Source organism: Nonomuraea sp. SYSU D8015 (assembly GCF_008065375.1).
GTDB lineage: Bacteria > Actinomycetota > Actinomycetes > Streptosporangiales > Streptosporangiaceae > Nonomuraea.
Genome location: NZ_VJYI01000008.1, coordinates 146540 through 166000, shown reverse-complemented (window position 1 = coordinate 166000; position 19461 = coordinate 146540). Strand labels below are relative to the sequence as shown.

The window sequence follows — 19461 nt, the reverse complement described above, 5'->3', positions numbered from 1 at the left end:
CGTGGGCGTGCTGCGCTGCCGGGTGACCGCTTGAGGGCGCTGCGCCCCGGTGGTCGGCTGGGCGTGCTGCGCCGCTGGTGCTCGCTGGACCTTCTGCGCCGCTGGTGCTCGCTGGGTCGCTGCGCCGTCCGGTGGTCATCGGCGCGCTGCTCCCGGTGGTAATCGGCACGCTGCTCCGGTGGTCATCGGCGCGCTGATTCGCGGTGGTCTCAGCATTCTGTGCGGGTGGGTGGCACGGTGCCGTCGGTCAGGTAGCGGTTGATGTGGTCGCGGGCGCATTCGTTGTTGCCGTAGAGCGTGTGGCCCGGGCCGTCGTGGTAGACGGTGGCGCTACCGGGGGCCTGGGCCAGGACGCGGGCCACCGCGTCCGACTCACCCCATGCGCCCGCGCCCAGCATGGGCGGCAGGCCCTTGGGGAGCGGGGCGGGCGGGTTGGTCACGGGCACCGGCCAGCCGATGCAGCCCAGCGTCGCCGAGGCGAGGGTGTTGGCGGTGCCGGTGTTGGGAGCGATGCGGAGCAGGCGTTTCGTCGTGGCGGCCGCTTCCTTGCGGGTGGCGAAGCGGGGCCAGTCGGTGCATTCGGTGACACCCGTGGCCTGGTCCGGGTAGCGGGCGCCGCGGGCGGGCACGAAATCCGAGGCGTCGCCCTTGGCGGCCTTCCGGATGGCCGCGGCCAGCCCAGGCCAGGCCGTGGCCCCTTGGCGGGCGCGGCCCAGGGCCAAGGACTGCAGGTCGCGGGACTCGTACGCCACATTGGCGGTCTTGGTCGGGATGGGGGTGCGGTCGGCCCGCGTGATCAGAGAGCGCCAGAGGCCGGGGACGTCCTCGCAGCCGTTCGTGGCGCACCAGGTGAAGAAGCGCCGCATGAACTGCTCGTTGGACTTGGCCATCTCCTCAAGCTCGCGGGTCCATCCCTCGGTGCTGTGGCCCCAGGTGCCGTCGAGGACCATCGTGCGGATCCGGTCAGGGAAGAGACGGGCGTAGGCCTGGCCGTAGAAGCCGGCGTAGGAGGCGCCGTAGTAGTTGAGCTTGTCGTCGCTCAGGGCCTTTCTGATCGCCTCCATGTCCCTGGCGTGGTCGGCCGAGCTCATGTTGGCGAACAGCTCGGGGTCTTTGCGGCGGCAGGCCTCGGCGTAGCCGCGGTTGGTGTCGGACAGGCGGCCGAAGTCGGCGTCGTCGCGGGGGAGGTCGGGGATGGGGACGCGGGTCCAGCTGCATGCCAGGCCGGTGCTGAGGCCGCCGAACTGCTCGCCGTAGCCGCGGGTGTCCCACGTCACGATGTCCATGCGTTTGCGGAGATCGGTCCACCAGCCTGAGGCAGAGGATTGGGTGATGGCGATGCCGGGGCCGCCGGGGCCGCCGTAGGCCACCAGGACCGAGCCCTCCGACGTGCCGGTGGATCTCAGGCGGCCGAGCTTGAGAGTGATCTTGCGACCGTCGGGCTTCCGCCAGTCGACGGGGACCTGGAGGTCGGCGCACTCCATGCCGATCTTGTCGTTGGGGCATGGCGACCAATCCGGGACGGCGGTGGGGCCGGTCTGCGCCGCCGCCGTCGCAGCCGTCGCAGCCGTCGAGGTCAGCAGGGTCAAGGCGATCGTGACGAGCTTCAGCATGGCGGTCACGATTCCGGATCGGGGCGTCCGGGCGCGTCGGACCGGGGTTTGGTTTTCGGGAGTGGGAAGTCGTACCAGGGTTTGTCAGACCACGGCCGGTCCGCGCCGCGTGCGGGTTCGGAACGGCCCTGCGGTGAGCGCGCGCCAATACCGGGCATCCGTGTGGGGGTGTTGTGGGCGTCGGTCTTGCGGTGGTGTGGGGGTGTTGTGGGCGTCGGTCTTGCGGCGGTGCGGGGGCGTTGTCAGCATCGACGGCGTGGGCAGATGGCAGGTGGTGTGGGAAGGCGTGCTCGGCGTCCTCGCCGTGCTGGCGGTCGGCATGGTCCTGGTCACCGCCCCGACGGGGCACCTGATGAACGTCCTGGCGCAGGCCGCGCCGCTGGGCCTGGTCGCCGCGGGGATGTCCTTGTCGCTGCGTACCGGCGTGCCCAACCTCGCGGTCGGCGCCGTCTCCGCGGCGGCCGGCGCGCTCGTCGCCACCGCCGTGGACGTCGCCGAGATGACGCTCACGGCCGGCGCGCTGCTCGTGCTCGTGGCGGCAGCGGTCGCGGGGCTGGTCATCGGCGCGTTCACGGTGCTCGTGTCGGCGCCCGCCTGGGCGGTCACGCTGGGCGCGGCCGTGGCCTGCGAGGCGCTGCTCCTGGCGGTCACCGACGCCAGGGTGATGCCCGTCGAGGTCCCGGAGCTCCCACGGGCGCTGTGGTTCACGGTGTTCGCCGTCGTGTCGGTGGCGGGCGGACTGCTGTGGGCCAGGCAGGACGTACGGGAGCGGCTGAACAAGGGGTGGACGGCCGGGGTCGTCGGGTTGGCCGGGTCCAGCCTGCTCGCCGCTCTGGGCGGATTCGTCCTCCTGCTGCGCCTGGGCGCGGCTCAGCCCGGCTCCAACGGGACGTTCACCACCGTCTTCGCGCTCGCCGCCGTCCTGCTCGGCGGCACCAGCCCGAACGGCGAGCGCGGCGCGGTGACGGGCACCCTGCTCGGAGTGCTTCTCCTGGCCATCGTGCAGGGTCAGCTCGCCCTGCTGAACGCCCCCATGTGGGCCTACTCGCTGATCCTGGGCATCGTGGTCGTGGTCGGCCTGACCGTGTCCCGGCTGCTCGACGCCCTGCGGTCGTAGCGCCGCCCGTCACCGGCAGCCGGGAGCCGTCTCAGGAGGACACGCCCAGCGACCGCTTCAGGAACTCCACCTGCAGCAGCAGCAGGTTTTCCGCCACGACCTCCTGCGGCGTCATGTGCGTCACGCCCGAGAGCGGGAGCACGCTGTGCTGGCGGCCGGCCGCGAGCAGGGCCGAGGACAGGCGGAGCGTGTGGGCCGCCACGACGTTGTCGTCGGCCAGGCCGTGGATCAGCAGCAGCGGGCGCTTGAGCTTGCCGGCGTCCGCGATCAGCGACGACTTCTCGTACACGTCGGGCTGCTCGTCCGGATGGCCCAGGTATCGCTCGGTGTAGCAGGTGTCGTAGAGCCGCCAGTCCGTCACCGGCGCCCCCGCCACGGCCGCGTGGAAGACGTCGGGACGCCGCAGCACCGCCAGCGCGGCCAGGAAGCCGCCGAACGACCAGCCCCGGATGGCCACCTTCGTCAGATCGAGGTCGTCGCCGTACTGCTCGGCCACGCCGTGCAGGGCGTCGATCTGGTCCTCCAGCGCCGGGGTCGCCAGGTCGCCCAGCACCGCCCGCTCGAACGCGGTGCCCCGCCCCGGGGTGCCGCGGCCGTCGGACACGATGACGGCGAAGCCCTGCTCGGCGAACCACTGGCTCTCCAGGAACGCGCCGCGCCGGTTGAGCACGCGCTGCGCGTGCGGGCCGCCGTACGGGTCCATGAGGACCGGCAGCCTGCGCGAGCCCTGCTCGTGCCACGACGGCAGCACCACGGCGGTGGCCAGCTCTCTGCGGCCCGAGCGGCCGATCGAGACGCGCAGGTCGAGCCCGGGGCGTTCGGCGTACGACGGGATGGGCACGGCCATGCCGTCGCGGCGTACGACCGTGGTCGACACGCCCTCGGTGTCGAGGCTCTGCTCGGTCAGCACGCCCACCCCGCCGGACATCCGCCCCGAGAACACCCCGGACCGGGTCGAGACCGGCAGCAGCGAATGACCGTCCCAGGTCCACAGCTGGATCTCGGTCGGGTCGCCGCTCGCGCTGAACAGCACGCTGTCGTGATCGACGTCGAGCACGGCCCGCACCTGCAGCGTCGGCGGCGTGACCGCGCGATCGCCCACGAACAGCCGGTGGCCGCCCTCGGAATTGGCCACCCAGACCAGCGACCCGTCGTCCAGGTGCGCGGGCACGCCGGTGACGATGTCGACCCAGGCCGGGTCGGTGTCCTCGCGCACCAGCGTGGAGAGGCCCGTGGCGGGGTCGACCGTGAACAGCCGCATGGTCCGCTGGTCGCGGGTCAGCGTCACGATCGACAGCGCGTGGTCGTCCCAGGCGGCGGTGGCCAGGTATTCCTCGTCGTACGGCACCGCGACCCGCGACCCGTCGAGGCGCAGGACGAACAGCTCCGTGGTCGCGTTGGGCGTGCCGGCGGCGGGGTAGCGCTGCGCCGTCGCCGGTCGGTCGGGGTTGGCCGGGTCGGCGATGTGCCAGACCCGGACAGGTGCCTCGTCCACGCGCTCGACCAGCAGCGCGTCGCTCGACGGCGCCCACCAGTGGCCGCGCATCCGGTCCATCTCCTCGGCGGCGATGAACTCCGCCAGCCCGTACGTCACCGTCTCCGACTCGGGCGCGGCCAGCTCCAGGTCCGCGCCCGAGGCCAGGTCCTGGACGCGCAGGGCGCCTCCCGTCACGTACGCGACATGTCGCCCGTCGGGGGACAGGCGGGGGTCGATGACCGCGCCCGGCGTGTCCACTTTGCGGGCCTGGCCGCTCGCCAGCTCCACGACGTACAGGCCGCCGGACAGTGCGAAGCACGCCTTGGTCACGGCCCGGTCGGTGGCGTAGGCCACCACGCCGCCCGCCGCCTCGCGGCTGCGCTCGCGCCTGGCCCGCTCCTCCGGCGGCAGGTCCTCCTCGTCGCCGTGGAGCGTGCGCGGGTCGACGACCAGGCGCTCGACGTGAGTCTCCGTGTCGAGCTCCCACAGGCAGGTGACCGGGTCGGTGCCCGACCGCGTCCGCAGGAAGACCACCCGGCCGCCGTCGGGGGAGATCGTGAAGCCTCTGGGCACCCCGAGGGTGAACCGGCGGGTCCTGGCAGACAGACGCGGGAAGCTCTCACTCATGGGCCCAATCCTGCCAGGAACATGCCCTTGTTACGCTCATGGCCATGACTGATCGACGCCTCCTGCTCGTGCACGCCCACCCGGACGACGAGTCGATCGGCACCGGCGCGACCATGGCCAAATACGCCGCCGAAGGCGCCCACGTCACGCTGGTGACCTGCACGCTGGGCGAGGAGGGGGAGATCATTCCCGCGGACCTCGCCCACCTGGCCGCCGACCAGGACGACGCGCTCGGCCCGCACCGCATCGGCGAGCTCGCCGCCGCCTGCCGGGCGCTCGGCGTCGAGGACCACCGCTTCCTGGGCGAGCCGGGCCGCTGGCGGGATTCGGGGATGATGGGTGTGGCGTCGAACGACCACCCGAGGGCGTTCTGGCAGGCCGATCTCGACGAGGCGGCGGGCGAGCTGGTCAAGGTGATCCGCGAGGTACGCCCGCAGGTGCTGGTCACGTACGACGACAACGGTTTCTACGGCCACCCCGACCACATCCAGGCCCACCGCGTCTCGCACAGGGCGTTCGAGCTGGCCGCGAAGCAGGACTTCGGCGAGGGCGAGCCCTGGCAGATCGCGAAGCTCTACCACACGGCCCTGGCCAAGTCCGTCATGCGGCGCGCCGCCGAGGCGCTGCGCGAGGCGGACGTCGACTTCCTCGTCGAGGACGTCGACGACATGCCGTTCGGCTGCCGCGACGAGGACGTCACCACCGAGATCGACGCTCGCGAGTGGATCGGCGTCAAGGTGGAGGCCATGCGTGCGCACGCCACCCAAATCATCGTGAAGGACCAGTGGTTCGCCCTGTCCAACAACATCGGGCAGGAGGTGCTGGGCGTCGAGCACTACATCCTGGCGATCGGGGTGCCCGGCCGGCCGGTGCCCGGGCCGCCGGTCGAGGCAGGCGGCCTCGGTGAGCCGCACAACCGGGAGAACGATCTCTTCGCGGGCATCCACTAACCTCATTCGACATGGAGCATCGCGGCCAGGCCGAGTCGGCGCTGGGTGGGGCGGCGTACGGCATGCTGTTCGTGCTGGGCGTCGTGATGGGGATCGTGGGCGGATTCACGCATCCGGATCCGGGGTGGCAGGTCGGACCGCTCCCGGGCGCGGCCGTCGTCTGGGTGCTGGTGCTGTTCGCGGTGTGCCTGGGGGCGGGCAAGATGATGCGCGCCAAGCTCGGGGCCGTCGTGACGGCGGCCGGATGGCTGCTGGTGACGATGCCGTTCACGCTGGAGCTGGGGTCCGGCGATCTCGTGATCGCGAACGGGGCGCCCGGCCACGTCTATCTGTACGGCGGGCTCGTGGCCGTCGTGATGGCGTATGTGCTTTCGCCCTCGTCAGGTGGGGAATCGTGGCTCCTGCGCGGTTACCCTCCGAAGAACCCGACGTAGCGGCATAAAGTAAAGTTCGTGTATTCGATAGAGCGGCCCGTGGACCCGGAGGCGTATCGCAAGGTCGTCGGCCGCTTCGCCACCGGAGTCGCGATCGTCACGACCAGGCTCGGCGAGATCGATCACGCGATGACGGTGAATTCGTTCACGTCTGTTTCGCTCGAACCGCTGCTCGTGCTGTTCTGCGCCGAGAAGGTGGCCCGGTTCCACGACGCGGTGCTGGAGGCGCGGGTGTGGGGGGTGTCGGTGCTGCCCGCCACGATGGAGGACGCCTCGCGGTTCTTCGCGAACCGGGGGCGGCCCTTGAACGGGCAGCTGTCGCGGTGGCCGCATCATCGCGGGGAGTCCGGGGTGGCGTTGTTCGACGGGGCGATCGCCACGATCGAGTGCACGACGACGGACGTCCATGAGGGCGGCGATCATTCCATCGTGGTGGGCGAGGTGACGGCGCTGGGCACGCCGTCCGACGGCGCGCCGCTCCTGTACCACGAGGGCCGCTACGGGCGGCTCTAGCTCCTCGACCTGAAGGTCTTTCCTCACGCGGGCATGAATCGGGCCAGGCGCGCGGCCTGGCCCGATCATCATGTGGGTGATCGCATCCCCGCTGTCACTGCGCGGGAGTGGTGACCGTTTCCGTCGGTGTCGTGGTGGGGGTCTCCGTCGGTACGTCGCTCGGCGGGACCGAGTCGGTCGGTTCCTCGGTCGGTTCTTCCGTCGGCTCCTCCGGCGGGCAGACGGGGATCCCCGTGGGAGTCACCGTCGGCGACATCGTGGCCGTCGGGGTCGCGGTCGGGGTGCCGGTGGGGGTGCCCGTCGGAGTCGTTGTCACAGTCTCCGTGGGGGTCACCGTCGGCGTGGAGGTCGGGGTCTCGGTCGGTGTGGTCGTCGGGGTCTCTGTCGGGGTGACCGTCGTCGTCGGCGTGTTCGTGGGGACGTCGGTCGGCGGGAGGGTGTTCGTCGGTGGTGCGGGCTGGCAGGTCACCGTGACCGTCGGACCCGGCTCGGTGACCGTGACCGTGGGTCCCGGCTCCGTGACCGTCACGGTCGGCAGCGGCGTCACGGCGACGGCGGGCTCACCGCGCTTCTTGTACGTGCCCCAGCCCAGTCGCTTGGTGGATTGTCCTGTTCCTGTGGTTACCGGGATGTCCGCACTCGACGTCTTGCACGCCCTTCGTTTGCACACTCTCTGCTTGACGCTGAAGATGGCGGCTCCGCCGGCCTCGATGGAGACATCCAGGTAGGAAACGCCTCTCCTCTTGACCACCGTCGTCGTGACGACGTAGTCCTCGGCGGGCGATGTCTCCGTGGGAGTGGGAGCAGGCGCCGGGGCCGACTCGCTGGGGGTCGGGGCCGACTCGGTGGGGGTGGGAGCCGGGGGCGACTCGGAGGCTAAGGCCACCCGCCCGTCGACAGAGGTGCTGGTGAATCGTAGGGGATCGGAGGCTGACGTTTGGGTGATCGCGACTCCGCCGGCTCCTGCCAGTGCAACGGTGCCGAGCAGCGCGCCCAGGATGGAAAATCTCATAATCCTGCTCTTGTGGGAGATTTCAGGACCCTGATCATTATTCCGACATGTCAAGATTGGTCAAGACTGAGACGCATGGACAGGCGCTTTCGGTTCCGGCGCGCGGCGAACTACATCAATCTCGCCACTCCGCTCGGTTTACTCATCTCCGTCATCGGCGGCGCCACCCGCCAACCCGGCCCCAACGGGCTCATCCTCGCCTTCGGCTACCGTTACCGCTTCCCCATCGCGGGGGCGTTCACCGTCGGAAACGTGGTCCTGACCAGGTGGGATTCGCTCAGTGACCGGCTCCTGCGCCATGAGGAACGACACGCCACGCAGTGGGCGTGGTGCATCGGCCTGCCCATGCTGCCGCTCTATTTGCTGGCCATGCTGGCCTCGGTGTTGGTCTGCGGACATCAGGCGTCGTACAACATCTTCGAACGTCTGGCGGACCTGGAAGACGGCGGTTACCCCCGCGCGCCGCTGTGGTGGAAGCGGCGCGGCGGCAGCCGAGGTTGACTCGTCCAGTCAAGAAGCCCCTCTGGCCAGGGGCTGGGACGGCCGTCGGCTGAGCCTGCCGAGGGTGAGGGCGGCGATCGCCAGGCCCGAGATCGCTCCGGCGCAGAGCATGGAGGCGGTCGACGGGCTCACGAACGTGACGCCGACCGGCGCGAGGGCCGAGACGCCGGTGGCGAACGCGACGTACGTCCAGGTCGCGAGGCGTACCAGGTGGACGCGTAGATCCTCCGAGGGCAAGGTGCGTGCGAGGAGCCAGGCCAGCGCCGGCAGGAGCAGGACGCCGTGCATGAACACGGCATGGGCCGGCTTCAACGTGGCGGCCACCGTGTACGCGAGTTGCTGACTGCCCGTCACCTGCTCGACCACGCCCCGAGCGATCATGACGGCGCCGAAGGCCATGGCCGCCAGCAGGGTGGCGAAGCCCGCGCGCACCGCCAGGCGCATGCTGGGTGCGAGGCCGGGGTCGGCGCGGAAGGCGGCCACCGTCATGGCGATCGCGATGGCGATGAGCACTCCGCCGCCTGCCGCCAGGGCCCTCGCGATGGCCGTGTCGACGGCGGTCTCCATGTTGAAGTGGGAAGGAACGCCTCGCCACGCCTGGAGGGTGATCAAGGCGACTTCCAACGTAGAGGCGGCTGCGAAGGCGCCGACCCAGACAGGGCGGGCGCGGAGCCGTACGAACTGGGCGACCCAGGCCATCGTCAGGACGCTCAGCCCGAACGACACCCCGAACGTGAACGGCTTGCGCCACGACACCGGGCCCTCCCACGGCCCGCCGTCCACGACGAACACGCCCAGGTGGACGAGGCCCACGAGCACCAGCAGGACTCCGATGGCGTACCAGAGGCGATTCATACGGCCAGGCTGGCAGGCCGGGCCCGGCCCGCGCGTCGGCCCGGGGTTTGGACCGCGGCTACGACGACGGTCGTACGCGCGCCGACGCCGGGCCCCCAGGTTCACCCCACACAAAGCTCAGGGCGTCAGCCTGAGGGTGTGCACGGCGGCCTTCTTGACCGACTCGGGTTTGGAGTGCATCGGCAGCAGGTCGCCCCTGGCCCACACCTCCGCCTGATCCCAGTAGTTCTCGTGGAAGGCGTGGCCCGAGGCGCCGGTCAGATTGATCCACTGGGACTTGTCCATGTCGCTCAGATCGACGATCATGCGCATCGACGGCACGGCGGTGACCGCGTAGTCCCTCTGAACGTTCCAACCCGTGGCGTTCACCGCGTCCTTGTTGCCCGGGACCGCGAACGGCCCCCGGTTGAACAACGCCTCGATCGGCGCGATCCCCGAGGTCCCCAGCGAGCCGTGGACCAGTTCGAGCGTGTGCAGGTCACCCCACCGCCACGCCGCGACGTCCTCGCCGAGCCGGTCCGCCAGCTCCTGGTACGCCGACGCCATGGCCTGCCGCAGGATGTCGTCGCGCGTCTCCTTGCGGTTCTCCGTGGTCACGTCGTCCCAGAAGGGGTCGTCCGGCAGTTGGAGGAGCCGCCTGATCACCTCGTACCAGCGGTCGCCACCGGCGGGCCTGGCCCCCTCCGGCAGTTCGTCGTTGAACGTCAGCACGAGCACCTGCCGCCAGACCGCGTTGAAGTAGGCGGCCGGGGCGGAATCGGGGCCCTGCGTGCCGTCCCACGACTTCAGCAGCTGCCTGGCCTGGCCGCCCGGCCCCGCGAGGTCCACCTCCATCAGCGCCGGCACCAGGGTCTCGGCGAATTCGTTGCGGGTGTCCTGCTGGATCTCCGACATGGCGGCCGCGTCGACCCCGCCCTTGTCGATCGCCGCCTTGACGAGGTCGCGGATGCGCTCGGAGCGGTAGCCGTACGCCCAGTCCCTGGTCAGGAAGGGCCGGTACCGCCTGGGGTCGATGACCGCGTTGTTCGCCGTCACGATGAACCCGTCGGCCGGGTCCTCCACCGACGGCAGCTGGTCGTACGGGATGGGCGCCGTCCGCCAGTCGTACTCGCCCGTCCACCCCGGGACCGGCCAGGTGCCGTCGCCCTTCTGGCGTACCGGGATGCGGCCGGGTGCCTGGTAGCCGATCTTGCCGGCCGTGTCCGCGTAGACCAGGTTCTGGGCGGGCACCTCGAACAGCGCCGCCGCGGCCTTGAATTCCTGCCAGTCGGTGGCCTTGTTCAACGCGAAGAGCGCGTCCGCGGTGCGGCCAGGAGCCAGCGCCGTCCACTGCAGCGCCACCGCGTTCGCCTCCCCGGTGGGCTCGGCACTGTCGATCACCTCGTTGATCAGCGGCCCGTGCACCGTGCTCCGGACGGTGATCGTGACGGGGGAGCCGCCGGCCACCTTGATCTGCTCCTGCCGGGTCTCCAGCTTCACCTGCTCGCCCTTGTACAGGTACGTGTCGCCGTCCACCTTCTCCAGGAACAGGTCCGCCACGTCGGGCCCCAGGTTCGTGAAGCCCCACGCGATCTTGTCCGTGTGCCCGATGATCACTCCCGGGACGCCGGAGAACGTGAACCCCGTCACGTCGTACGGGCACTCCTCCGTGATCTCCCGGCAGTGCAGCCCCGCCTGGTACCAGACGGACGGCATCTGCGCCGACAAGTGCGGGTCGTTGGCCAGCAGCGGCTTGCCGCTCTTGGTGTGGTCGCCGGAGATCACCCACGAGTTCGACCCGATGCCCTCGCGGTCCTCGGTGCTCATCGTGCTCGGCACGGCGTCCAGCGTCTTGGCCGCCTGGGTGAGCGTGCGGACGCCGGCGCGCAGCCGCGGCTCGGCCCGCTGGTCGAAGCGGTCCTGGTCGATGGTGCCCTGGGTGACGATCGGAGAGTGGCGGTCGTACGGGTAGTCGGGGTAGAGCTGCTCGACGCGCTCCCTGGGCAGTTTCGCCGCGATCAGGGCGCGGTCGATCTCGTCCTCCATGTTGGAGCGCAGGTCCCAGGCCATGGCCTTGAGCCAGGAGAGGGAGTCGACGGCCGTCCACTGCTCGGGCCGGTAGTCGCCGTTCTGAAGCTTGAGTATGGAGTATTCGAGGCTGCGGTCGGAGGCGTTCGGGTTGGCGCTGAGCCAGGCGTTGACGCCCTTGGCGTACGCGTCGAGGTGGTCCTGGGTCTGCTGGGCCAGTTCCGGGAGCTCCTGCTCGGCGACCCGCCGCCAGCCCATGGTCCTGAGCGCCTTGTCGGTGTCGAGAGTGGCCGCGCCGAAGAGCTCGGAGAGACGGCCGGCGGTCATGTGGCGCCGGAAGTCCATCTCGAAGAAGCGGTCCTGGGCGTGGACGAAACCCTGGGCCATGAAGAGGTCGGCGGCGCTGGAGGCATAGATGTGCGGGATTCCTGATTTATCGCGATAAATCTCTACATCCCCGGTTAAACCGGGCAGCCGTAACGCCCCTTCCACCTGCGGGAACGACTTCCGCACGGTGTAGACGAGGACCCCTGCCAGGACGAGGGCCAGGGCGAGAAGAACGGTCAACACCCGAGCGAACCACCGCAACGGCCGCGGCATCCACGCATAGGGCCTCACCGACACCTCCATCTTGCCGAAACTGGCACTAAGTCTGACAGCCCGCGATCACTCATCCGGCCGACTTCACCGTCCTTCGCAGAGGACTTTGAGTCGCCCGGTGACGGGAGGCGTCCAGAACGCCGGTGAGGTCAGGTCCAGGTCTGGCCTTCGGGGGTGTCGGAGACGCGCACGCCCATCGCGGCCAGCTCGTCGCGCAGCCGGTCCGCCTCCTTCCAGTCCTCGGCCTCCCGCGCCCGGGCCCGCGCCTCCAGCAGCTCGGCCGCCCCCGCGGGCAGCACGGGCACCCTGCCGATGTCGGCCGACAGATCCAGCCCGAGCACCTGGTCCACGTGCAGGAACGACTCCAGCTTGGCCCCGGGCGCCACCGTTTCGTCCCGCTCCAGCTCCCGCAGGACCCGCAGGGCCACGGGCGTGTCGAGGTCGTCGTCGAGTGCGGCCTCCACCCGCTCCACGTACGCGCTCGCGATCGGCGCGCTGGGCGACTCGGCCCACTCGGCCACCCGCGCCCGCCATCGCCGCACCGTCCGGTCGGCGGCCCGCAGCGTGTCCCACGTCAGGTTCATCTGCTGGCGGTAGCGGTGCTCCAGGAACGCCATCCGCACCGCGAGCGGATCGAGCCCGGCCGCCACCACGTCGGAGAGCAGCACCGCGTTGCCCGTGGACTTGGCCATCTTGCGCCCGTCGAACAGCAGGTGCTCCCCGTGCACCCAGTGCCGCACCACCTCCTGCCCGGCCGCCGAGTTGGACTGCGCCCGCTCGTCCTCGTGGTGCGGGAAGCGCAGATCGATGCCGCCGATGTGGAGGTCGAACGGCGCCCCGAGGAAGCGCAGCGACATGGCCGAGCACTCCACGTGCCAGCCCGGGAACCCGCGCCCCCACGGCGACTCCCACGTCAGCTCGCCCTCGGCGGGCTTCCACAGGGCCCAGTCGGCGTGGAAGCGCTTGCGCGGGTCGACGGTGTCGATGCGGTGGGCGGGCTTCAGCGCATCCAGGCGATTTCCCGAAATTTCGCCGTACGTGGGAAATGTCCGTACGTCAAAGAACACCGACCCGTCCGGCACCGCGTACGCATGCCCCCGCTCGATCAGCTTGGCGATGAGCTCGATCATCAGGTCGATCGTCTCGGTGGCGCGCGGCATGTGCTCCGGCGGCCGGAGGTTGAGCGCGGCGGTGTCGTTCCTGAAGGCGTCCTCGTAGAAGCGCGCCAGCTCCTGCACGGAGCGCCCCTCCTGGTGGGCCTGCTCCACGACCTTGTCCACCCCGGAGTCGGTCAGGTGACCGACGTCGGTGATGTTCTGGCAGGCCAGCACCCGCACGCGCCGCCGCTCGAGCACCCGCCTGATCAGGTCGGACAGCAGGTAGGTGCGCAGGTTGCCCACGTGCGCGTGGCGGTAGACCGTCGGCCCGCAGGTGTAGATCCGCACCGCCCGTCCGGGGGCGAGCTCCTCGACCTGCCTGGCGCGCGTGTCGTAGATCCGCAACATCTCCCGAGCTTAACCCGGGAGCTCACCCACCCAGGAAGCCGAGGATGTCCCGGTCGCCGCGCTCGCGGAGCCTGCCCAGGATCTCCTCGCGGGTGGCCGTGTCAGGCAGCCCGATCCTGGCCCCGATCAGCCGCAGCCCCTCCATCTCGGAGCTGACGGGGGCGGTGTAGCCGAGCAGGTAGAGCGCCCGGTTCACCGGCGGCATCCCGACCGGTGCGGCCGGCAGGTAGCGGGTCAGCAACTCGCCGCCGTCCGACACGGTCAGGAAGACGTGGTCGCCCTCGCCCGCCTTGTACTCGGCCAGCACGTTCCTGATCGAGCCCATGGTCGGCTGGTTGTGCCAGCTGATCACCACGTCGCCGGACGGCGCCGAGGCGGTCAGCTGCCCGCCGGGCGCCATGCCCAGGTATGCCGCGAACCCCGTCGGCAGCGGCGACCCGGACCCACGCAGGTGCTCGGCGTTGACGTCCACCCGGTGCCACCAGCGCCCGTCGCGGGAGCGGAAGCTGCGCCGGGTCAGCGAGACGTCCTTGCGCGGCTGGTACGGCTCGGACTCCCCGCCCGGCGCGGTGCCCGCCACCCGGATCCAGCCCCGCTGCGTCCGCTCGAACCCGGGCCCGCCCGAGTACGCCCGAACGGAGCTCTCGCTGACGTCGTACTTCGAGGTCAAGTTCGTCACGATCGTGCTCACCGACGCCTCGCCGCCGGCCCGCTCGATCTCCCTGGCGATCATCTCCCTGATCCCCAGGTACTCGTCGCCGCCCCACCTGGTCAGCCCGTACTTGTTCCGGTCCACCCGCATGAAGCGCTCGTCGGCGGTGAGCTGGTTGCGGATGCCGACCAGGCTGTAGTCCTCGCCGATGCGCTCCTGGATCTCCTCGGGCGACAGCGGCGTGCCCGCCACCGCCAGCACCGCCTCGGCCTTCTCGTTGATGCTGCGCGGCCACGGCACCACGTGCTCGCCGAGCACGCGCAATTGCGGCACGGCCAGGATCCACCGCTCGGCCACGTCCTCGCGCACGCCGAGCTGCGCCACCATGGACACGGCCTCGCTGAGCGGGCGCGGCCCGTCGGCGAACAGCTGGCGCGTCTTCTCTCTGAGCTCGTCGGCTCCACCCGCCACGAGCCAGCCGTCGGACTGGTCGTAGCCGGTCAGCAGCGTGCGCACGAACCGCCAGGCCGGGATGCCGAGGGTGCGCAGCTCCGTCCGGTGCCACGGCACGGCGGCCTCCAGATCGTCGGCCGGGACCGCGGAGCCGAGCCGGGTGCGCAGCCACGCCAGGTGCGCCACCAGCGCCGCGGCGCCCGGGGCGGCGAGCCACGCCTCCACATGGTCGCGCAGGTCGCGCTCGATCTGCCTGATGCGCTCCCGCGTCACCGAGAACCGCTGCGCCAGCTCGTCCAGCGTGGCCCGCTGCGCCGCGTACAGCCGGTCCCTCGCGATCGCCCGCTGCCGGTCGTCGAGCGCGGCGAACAGCTCGTCGATCACCTCGGGCAGCGGCCTGTCCGGCCTGGACGGCGCGGGCAGTGCCTCGGGAGCGGGCTCGAGCAGCCGCTCGAACACGCCGGTGAACAGCTTCTGCACGACGTCCTTGCCGAGCGACTCCGGCGTCCGCTCCGCCTCGGCGGGGTCGGAGAAGCGCAGCAGCGGCAGGATGTCGCCGAGCTGCAGGTGCCCCCAGCAGGCCACGGCCAGGTCGGCCAGGTGGCCCGCCACGGTCTGCGTGCCGACGATGGCGCACGCGCGGTCGAGAGGAATCGCCTGCCACCAGGCCCCGGGCAGCTGTGGCTCCTCCACGATCGGCGCGATTTGACCAGGAGAGGTCCAGCGCACGGGCGGCGCCAGGTCGCTCAGGCTGAGGTTCATTGAGGTCCAACCGGCAAAGGGAATATATTTCCGCAGTTCAGACTATGTGATCAGGGTGGTAGAAAGGGGCTTCCTCTTCCGGAATGGGAGATATAAAGCATCGCGCGGGCACGTGTGCAGGCGACGAACAGTATGCTCCGTTCGCGCTGCAGTGCTCGAGCCCTTGCGCCAGGTTCTTCCGGCGGCGGCTCCGGCACCACGCCCTCCGCCACGCCGATGAGGGCCACCCGCTCGAACTCCAGCCCCTTCAGATGCTGGAAGGTCGCGGCCCGCACGTCCAGGCCCTCCAGCGCCTTCTTGGCCTGCCGCACGAGCCGGGTGGTACGCGCGCCGACGGCGATCTCGGCGGCCGGCACGCCGTCGGCCAGCCACGCCTCGATCGTGTTCCGCAGCCCGGCCAGCTCCGACTCGGGGGAGTCGTACGCCCTGACGACCGGCCGCTCGCCGTTGTGGGTCGCGCGGTATCCATGCATCTCGGTAACACCCCTGACCAGTCCGGACGCCGGGCCGCCGCCGCGCAACCGGATGGCGAACGACAGCAGCTCCTGGGGCAGTCGGTAGGAGACCTTCAGCGCGTGCTGGTCGGCGGGGATGCCCACCGCGCCCAGCGCCACCCGCGTGTCGGTGACCCGCTGGTGCGGATCGCCCACGATGAACAGGTCGTCGTGGGCGTGCGGCACCGCGGCCCGCAGCAGCCGCCACTGCGCCGGGCTGATGTCCTGTGCCTCGTCCACCACGATGTGACGGTACGGCTTCCGCCCCGGCTCCACGTCGTCGAGCAGGTCGCCGGTCGAGAGCGACAGCAGCCGGAGCGCCTCGTCCGTCAGCTGGGCCAGCGTCCGGGCCCCGGGGCCGAGCAGCGGGGGGCGGCGGCCTTCGGCGTCGGCCACGATGCGAAGGGCCAGCCGCTCGGCGTTGTCCACCTCGACCCGCTTGCGGACGACCTCGTCCTCGATCAGCACGTTCAGCCTGTCCGACAGCTCCTCGGCCAGGCTCTGCGAGAACGTCACGAGCAGGACGGGGCCGCTGCCGTTCGCGGCCAGGTGGGCGGCCCGGTGCAGGGCGATGACGGTCTTGCCCGTGCCCGCGCCGCCGACGACCAGCACCGGACGCTCGTAGCGGGCCGCCCTGGCCAGCCGGTGCTGCGTCGGATGAGGGAACGTGCACCACTCCGGAGCCGCCAGCACCCGGTCCAGCGCGACCTTGTCGGCCGCGAACGCCGCCTGGTCCGGGCTGCGCCGCAGCGCCGCATGCAGGTCCTCGGAGTCGATCGGCCCGGGGTTCCCGTCGGAGATCCGCCAGGCGTCCAGCTCCCGCCACGCCTCGGAAAGCGAGCCGCCGCGGGCCAGGGCGGCCAGCGGCAGGTACTGGGTGGGTGGCAGCAGGGGTTCCAGCGCCGCCACGTCCGCCTCGGTCGTGATCAGACGGAACAGCGGCATCGCCTGCCCGTCCAGGCCGAGCGCCAGCAGGTCGCCGTCGCAGATGGGGTCGAACAGCCGCGACGGCCTGCTCGATCGGCGTAATGCGGGCTCCACCCGCTCCAGTGCCTCGGCGTCCCACTCCTCGACGACGCCGACCACCGGGTTGACGCCGTACCTGTGGCGCCGCGCGTACGACCAGGCCTCGGGGTCGGGCAGCACCGTACGCAGCCAGTACACGTCCCGGTGCCGCACCACCACCGCGCGGTGCCCCTCGGCCAGCCGCAGTGTGGCGACCCGCGGATCCCTGGCGCCCCGGACCCGCTCGGGGTGCGGGGCGCCGGACACGTTCAGCAGGAACCGGCGCAGCGCGACCACGGCGTCCCTGCGCACTGGCTGGGCCAGTGCGCTGAGCTCCCTGGGAAACTCAGGGCCGATCGCGAGCCGCGGCACCGGCTCAGTCCAAGAGTGCGAGCAGGTCGCGGTCGCCGCGTTCGCGGAGCCTGGTGAGCAGGTCCGGCAGGCTGACCGGGCCCGTCATGCCGATCCGGGTGGCGATCACCCTGGCCGCCTGGTCGCGGGTGCCGCCGGGGGCCGTGTAGCCGACCAGGCGCAGCGCCTTGGTGATCCTCTCGGCGCCCTGCGCGGCCACCGGCAGGTGCCTGGCCCGCAGCACGCCCTCGTCCGACAGCGTCAGGAACAGGTGCCCGCCCTCGCGCGCCCCCACGTCCACGAGGAGGCGTTCGATGTTCTCGAGCACCGGCCGGCCGTGCCAGGTCATCGTCAGCTCGCCCGCGGCGCTCCTGACCGTCCTGCTCTCGCCCGGCGAGAGCCCCAGGTACGACGCGAACCCCGTCGGCAGCGGGCACTCGCCGCCCGCGAGCTGCTCGGCGGTCACGTCGATGCGCAGCCACCAGCGGCCGTCCGGCTGCCGGAAGCAGCGCCTGGTCTGGGACACGTCCTTGAGCGGCTGGTACGGCTTCTGCTCGCCCGCCCCGCCGTTGGACTCGCTCGACGGGGGCGTGACCGGCGTGAACGCCTGGAACTGCGGCGGGCCGGGCGGCGGCGGGGGCGGCGTCAGCGGCACGGGGCCGAACGCCGACTGCGGCGGCAGGTCCATCGGCGGATGCGGCGGCAGGTCGATCTGGGGCGGCGGCGGGGGCGGCAGCTCTACCGGAGGCTGGGGGTAGGGGTGCGGTTGCACCGGTGCCTGCGCGTGGGCGTGCGCCTCCTCCTTGGGCAGCGTCGCCAGGACGAACTGCCAGGCGGGCACCTCCAGGGCGCGGATCTCCACCTTGTGCCAGTCCGCCGCGCCGATCAGCTGCTCCTTGGGCGCCGTCGGTCCGAGCGTTTTGCGCAGCTCGTCCAGATGCGCCCGGTACGGCGCCGCTTCCTCGCTGGCCAGCCAATGCCCCAGCCGGGCGCGGAACTCCTCCTCGGTCGCGGAGATCTCGGCGGGCGGCACGGCGAAGAGCTTGGCCAACTGGTCGACGGCCGACGGCTCGTCTGTGAACACCCGGTTCTGCGCCACGGCCCAGCTCTTGTCGTCGAGACCGGCGAACGCGGCCTCGATGAGATCCGGCAGCGGCTGCTGGTGGACGCCTGCCGCAACAGGCTCCGGCCGCTGCTCACCCTCCTCCTCGGGGGTGGGGCTTTCGTCGGGGCCGGCGCTCTCCTGGAGGGCGGCGCTCTCCTCGGGGGTGTCTTCGCGCTCGGGGGCGGCGGCGCTCTCCTCCGAGACGGCGCTCGCGGAGACGGCGCGCTCCTCGGGGACGGCGCCCTCGGGAACGGCGCTTTCCTCGGAGGCCGCGCTCTCCTCCGGGGCGTCCACGTCCTCGGGGGCCGCGCTGGCCTCGGGGGCGTCCGCGGCTTCAGGGGCCGTGCTTTCCTGCGGGACGCCTGCGTCTTCGGCGTGTGCCTCCTCGGCCAGCGCGGCCGCTTCCACGGCCGCCGGCTCGGGGGCGGGCTCGTCGGCGGCGTGAAGCACGGGCTCGGGCCCGTCGCCCTCCTCGGCCACGGGCTCGGCGTCGGCGTCCAGCACCGGTTCGGCGCCCGCGGACTCGCTCTCGTCCACCACGCCCGCGCCGTCACGAGCCACGACCTCGGCGTCACCCTCGCCCGGCGCGGGCTCCTCGGCCGCCTCCATGGCCTGGGCCGCCTCGGCCGCGCCCATGGCGTGGGCGGCCTGCGGGTGTTCTTCGGCGGCGAACCCGGCCTCGTCGGCCACAGGACCGGCGGCGAGGTGCTGGTCGGCGTCCGACTCCGCGACGTCAGGGGCGGCCTCGGGCTCGTCGGCGCCGTACGGCGGCCGGCCCGCGGCGTGGCGCAGGGGCCCGTCCGCGTCAGCGTGCGCAGGCATGCCCTCACTGCGCAGCGGCGCGCCGACACCCTGCGCCGCCACGTCGGCCTCCGACGACGACACGTCGGAATCTTGCGGCGAAGCCTCGGCACCGGGCGGAGGCGCGTCGGCGGCCTGCGGGGTCGAGTCCGCGGACACCGGGTTCGCGGTCGCCGGGTCCACGGGCACCGGGTTCGCGGTCGCCGGGTCCGCGGACACCGGGTTCGCGGTCGCCGGGTCCGCCGTGGGCGGGGACTGCGCCAGGCCGTGGGCCTCGGCACGGGGGGCGGGGACCGTCGGGGAAGCCGGTTCGGCCGCCACGGCCGCGTGCGGGTGCGCCAACCGCGTGAAAACGGCAGAAAAGAGCGTGTTGAGCACCGGACGGGCCTGAATGAAGGGCTGGTCCACCAGTTCCCGGCTGGTCAGCCCCAGCAGCCCGGTCCACGACCCGGCCCGGTCGAGCGCAATTGCGACGGCGGGCTCGTCGGCCTCCTCAGGGTCCAGCACGTGCAACGCGGGCAGGACGTCCCCGACCGCGGCCGCCGGCCAATGCTCCAGGGCGATCTCCGTCAGGAGCTCGCCCAGGGACTCCGGGCCGATGGCGGCGAGGACATGCGGCATGGGCAG

At 71.6% G+C, this 19461-nt stretch carries 14 protein-coding genes; 5 read left to right on the top strand and 9 right to left on the bottom strand.

What is annotated here, in order from left to right:
- Positions 1–209: 209 nt before the first annotated feature.
- Positions 210–1613: an alpha/beta fold hydrolase gene (locus ID574_RS30870; protein ID WP_188192502.1), complete on the bottom strand. Its 1404-nt coding sequence runs from the start codon at positions 1611–1613 to the stop codon at positions 210–212.
- A 256-nt stretch (positions 1614–1869) separates the two neighbouring features.
- Here ID574_RS30870 and ID574_RS30865 point away from each other — a divergent pair, with 256 nt between their 5' ends.
- Positions 1870–2730 (top strand): ABC transporter permease subunit, encoded by an 861-nt coding sequence (locus ID574_RS30865; protein WP_188192501.1) that lies wholly within the window; start codon positions 1870–1872, stop codon positions 2728–2730.
- A 31-nt stretch (positions 2731–2761) separates the two neighbouring features.
- Here ID574_RS30865 and ID574_RS30860 read toward each other — a convergent pair whose 3' ends face one another.
- Complete coding sequence (locus ID574_RS30860; protein ID WP_188192500.1) at positions 2762–4834, bottom strand: S9 family peptidase; 2073 nt, start codon at positions 4832–4834, stop codon at positions 2762–2764.
- Between the two features lie 44 nt (positions 4835–4878).
- Here ID574_RS30860 and mshB point away from each other — a divergent pair, with 44 nt between their 5' ends.
- The 3 genes from mshB to ID574_RS30845 are packed head-to-tail and all read left to right on the top strand — an operon-like array spanning position 4879 to position 6731.
- On the top strand, positions 4879–5784 hold the full coding sequence (gene mshB / locus ID574_RS30855) for an N-acetyl-1-D-myo-inositol-2-amino-2-deoxy-alpha-D-glucopyranoside deacetylase (protein WP_188192499.1): 906 nt from the start codon (positions 4879–4881) through the stop codon (positions 5782–5784).
- An 11-nt stretch (positions 5785–5795) separates the two neighbouring features.
- Positions 5796–6218, top strand: coding sequence for a DUF6113 family protein (locus tag ID574_RS30850; protein ID WP_188192498.1), 423 nt, complete (start codon positions 5796–5798; stop codon positions 6216–6218).
- 18 nt (positions 6219–6236) lie between these two features.
- Positions 6237–6731 carry a flavin reductase family protein gene (locus tag ID574_RS30845; RefSeq protein ID WP_223167242.1) on the top strand — a complete coding sequence of 165 codons (495 nt, stop codon included), beginning with the start codon at positions 6237–6239 and terminating at the stop codon, positions 6729–6731.
- A gap of 94 nt (positions 6732–6825) precedes the next feature.
- On the opposite strand, the gene ID574_RS60275 is transcribed toward ID574_RS30845, so the two are convergent.
- Entirely contained in the window at positions 6826–7743 is a 918-nt protein-coding gene (locus ID574_RS60275; protein WP_223167241.1) for a hypothetical protein, read from the bottom strand.
- A gap of 75 nt (positions 7744–7818) precedes the next feature.
- On the opposite strand from ID574_RS60275, the gene ID574_RS30835 reads away from it, so the two are divergent.
- Entirely contained in the window at positions 7819–8244 is a 426-nt protein-coding gene (locus ID574_RS30835; protein ID WP_188192496.1) for a hypothetical protein, read from the top strand.
- A gap of 9 nt (positions 8245–8253) precedes the next feature.
- Here ID574_RS30835 and ID574_RS30830 read toward each other — a convergent pair whose 3' ends face one another.
- The 6 genes from ID574_RS30830 to ID574_RS30805 form a co-directional block, all read right to left on the bottom strand.
- Positions 8254–9099 (bottom strand): hypothetical protein, encoded by an 846-nt coding sequence (locus ID574_RS30830; RefSeq protein WP_188192495.1) that lies wholly within the window; start codon positions 9097–9099, stop codon positions 8254–8256.
- Between the two features lie 117 nt (positions 9100–9216).
- On the bottom strand, positions 9217–11706 hold the full coding sequence (locus ID574_RS30825) for a penicillin acylase family protein (protein WP_223167280.1): 2490 nt from the start codon (positions 11704–11706) through the stop codon (positions 9217–9219).
- 149 nt (positions 11707–11855) lie between these two features.
- On the bottom strand, positions 11856–13211 hold the full coding sequence (gene cysS / locus ID574_RS30820) for a cysteine--tRNA ligase (RefSeq protein ID WP_188192493.1): 1356 nt from the start codon (positions 13209–13211) through the stop codon (positions 11856–11858).
- Positions 13212–13233: 22 nt separating this feature from the next.
- Positions 13234–15078, bottom strand: coding sequence for a sigma factor-like helix-turn-helix DNA-binding protein (locus ID574_RS30815; protein WP_188192492.1), 1845 nt, complete (start codon positions 15076–15078; stop codon positions 13234–13236).
- Positions 15079–15128: 50 nt separating this feature from the next.
- The gene (locus ID574_RS30810; RefSeq protein ID WP_188192491.1) at positions 15129–16949 is read right to left on the bottom strand and encodes a UvrD-helicase domain-containing protein; all 1821 of its coding nucleotides are present in this window, start codon (positions 16947–16949) and stop codon (positions 15129–15131) included.
- A gap of 4 nt (positions 16950–16953) precedes the next feature.
- Positions 16954–19455, bottom strand: coding sequence for a hypothetical protein (locus ID574_RS30805; RefSeq protein WP_188192490.1), 2502 nt, complete (start codon positions 19453–19455; stop codon positions 16954–16956).
- Positions 19456–19461: the final 6 nt, after the last annotated feature.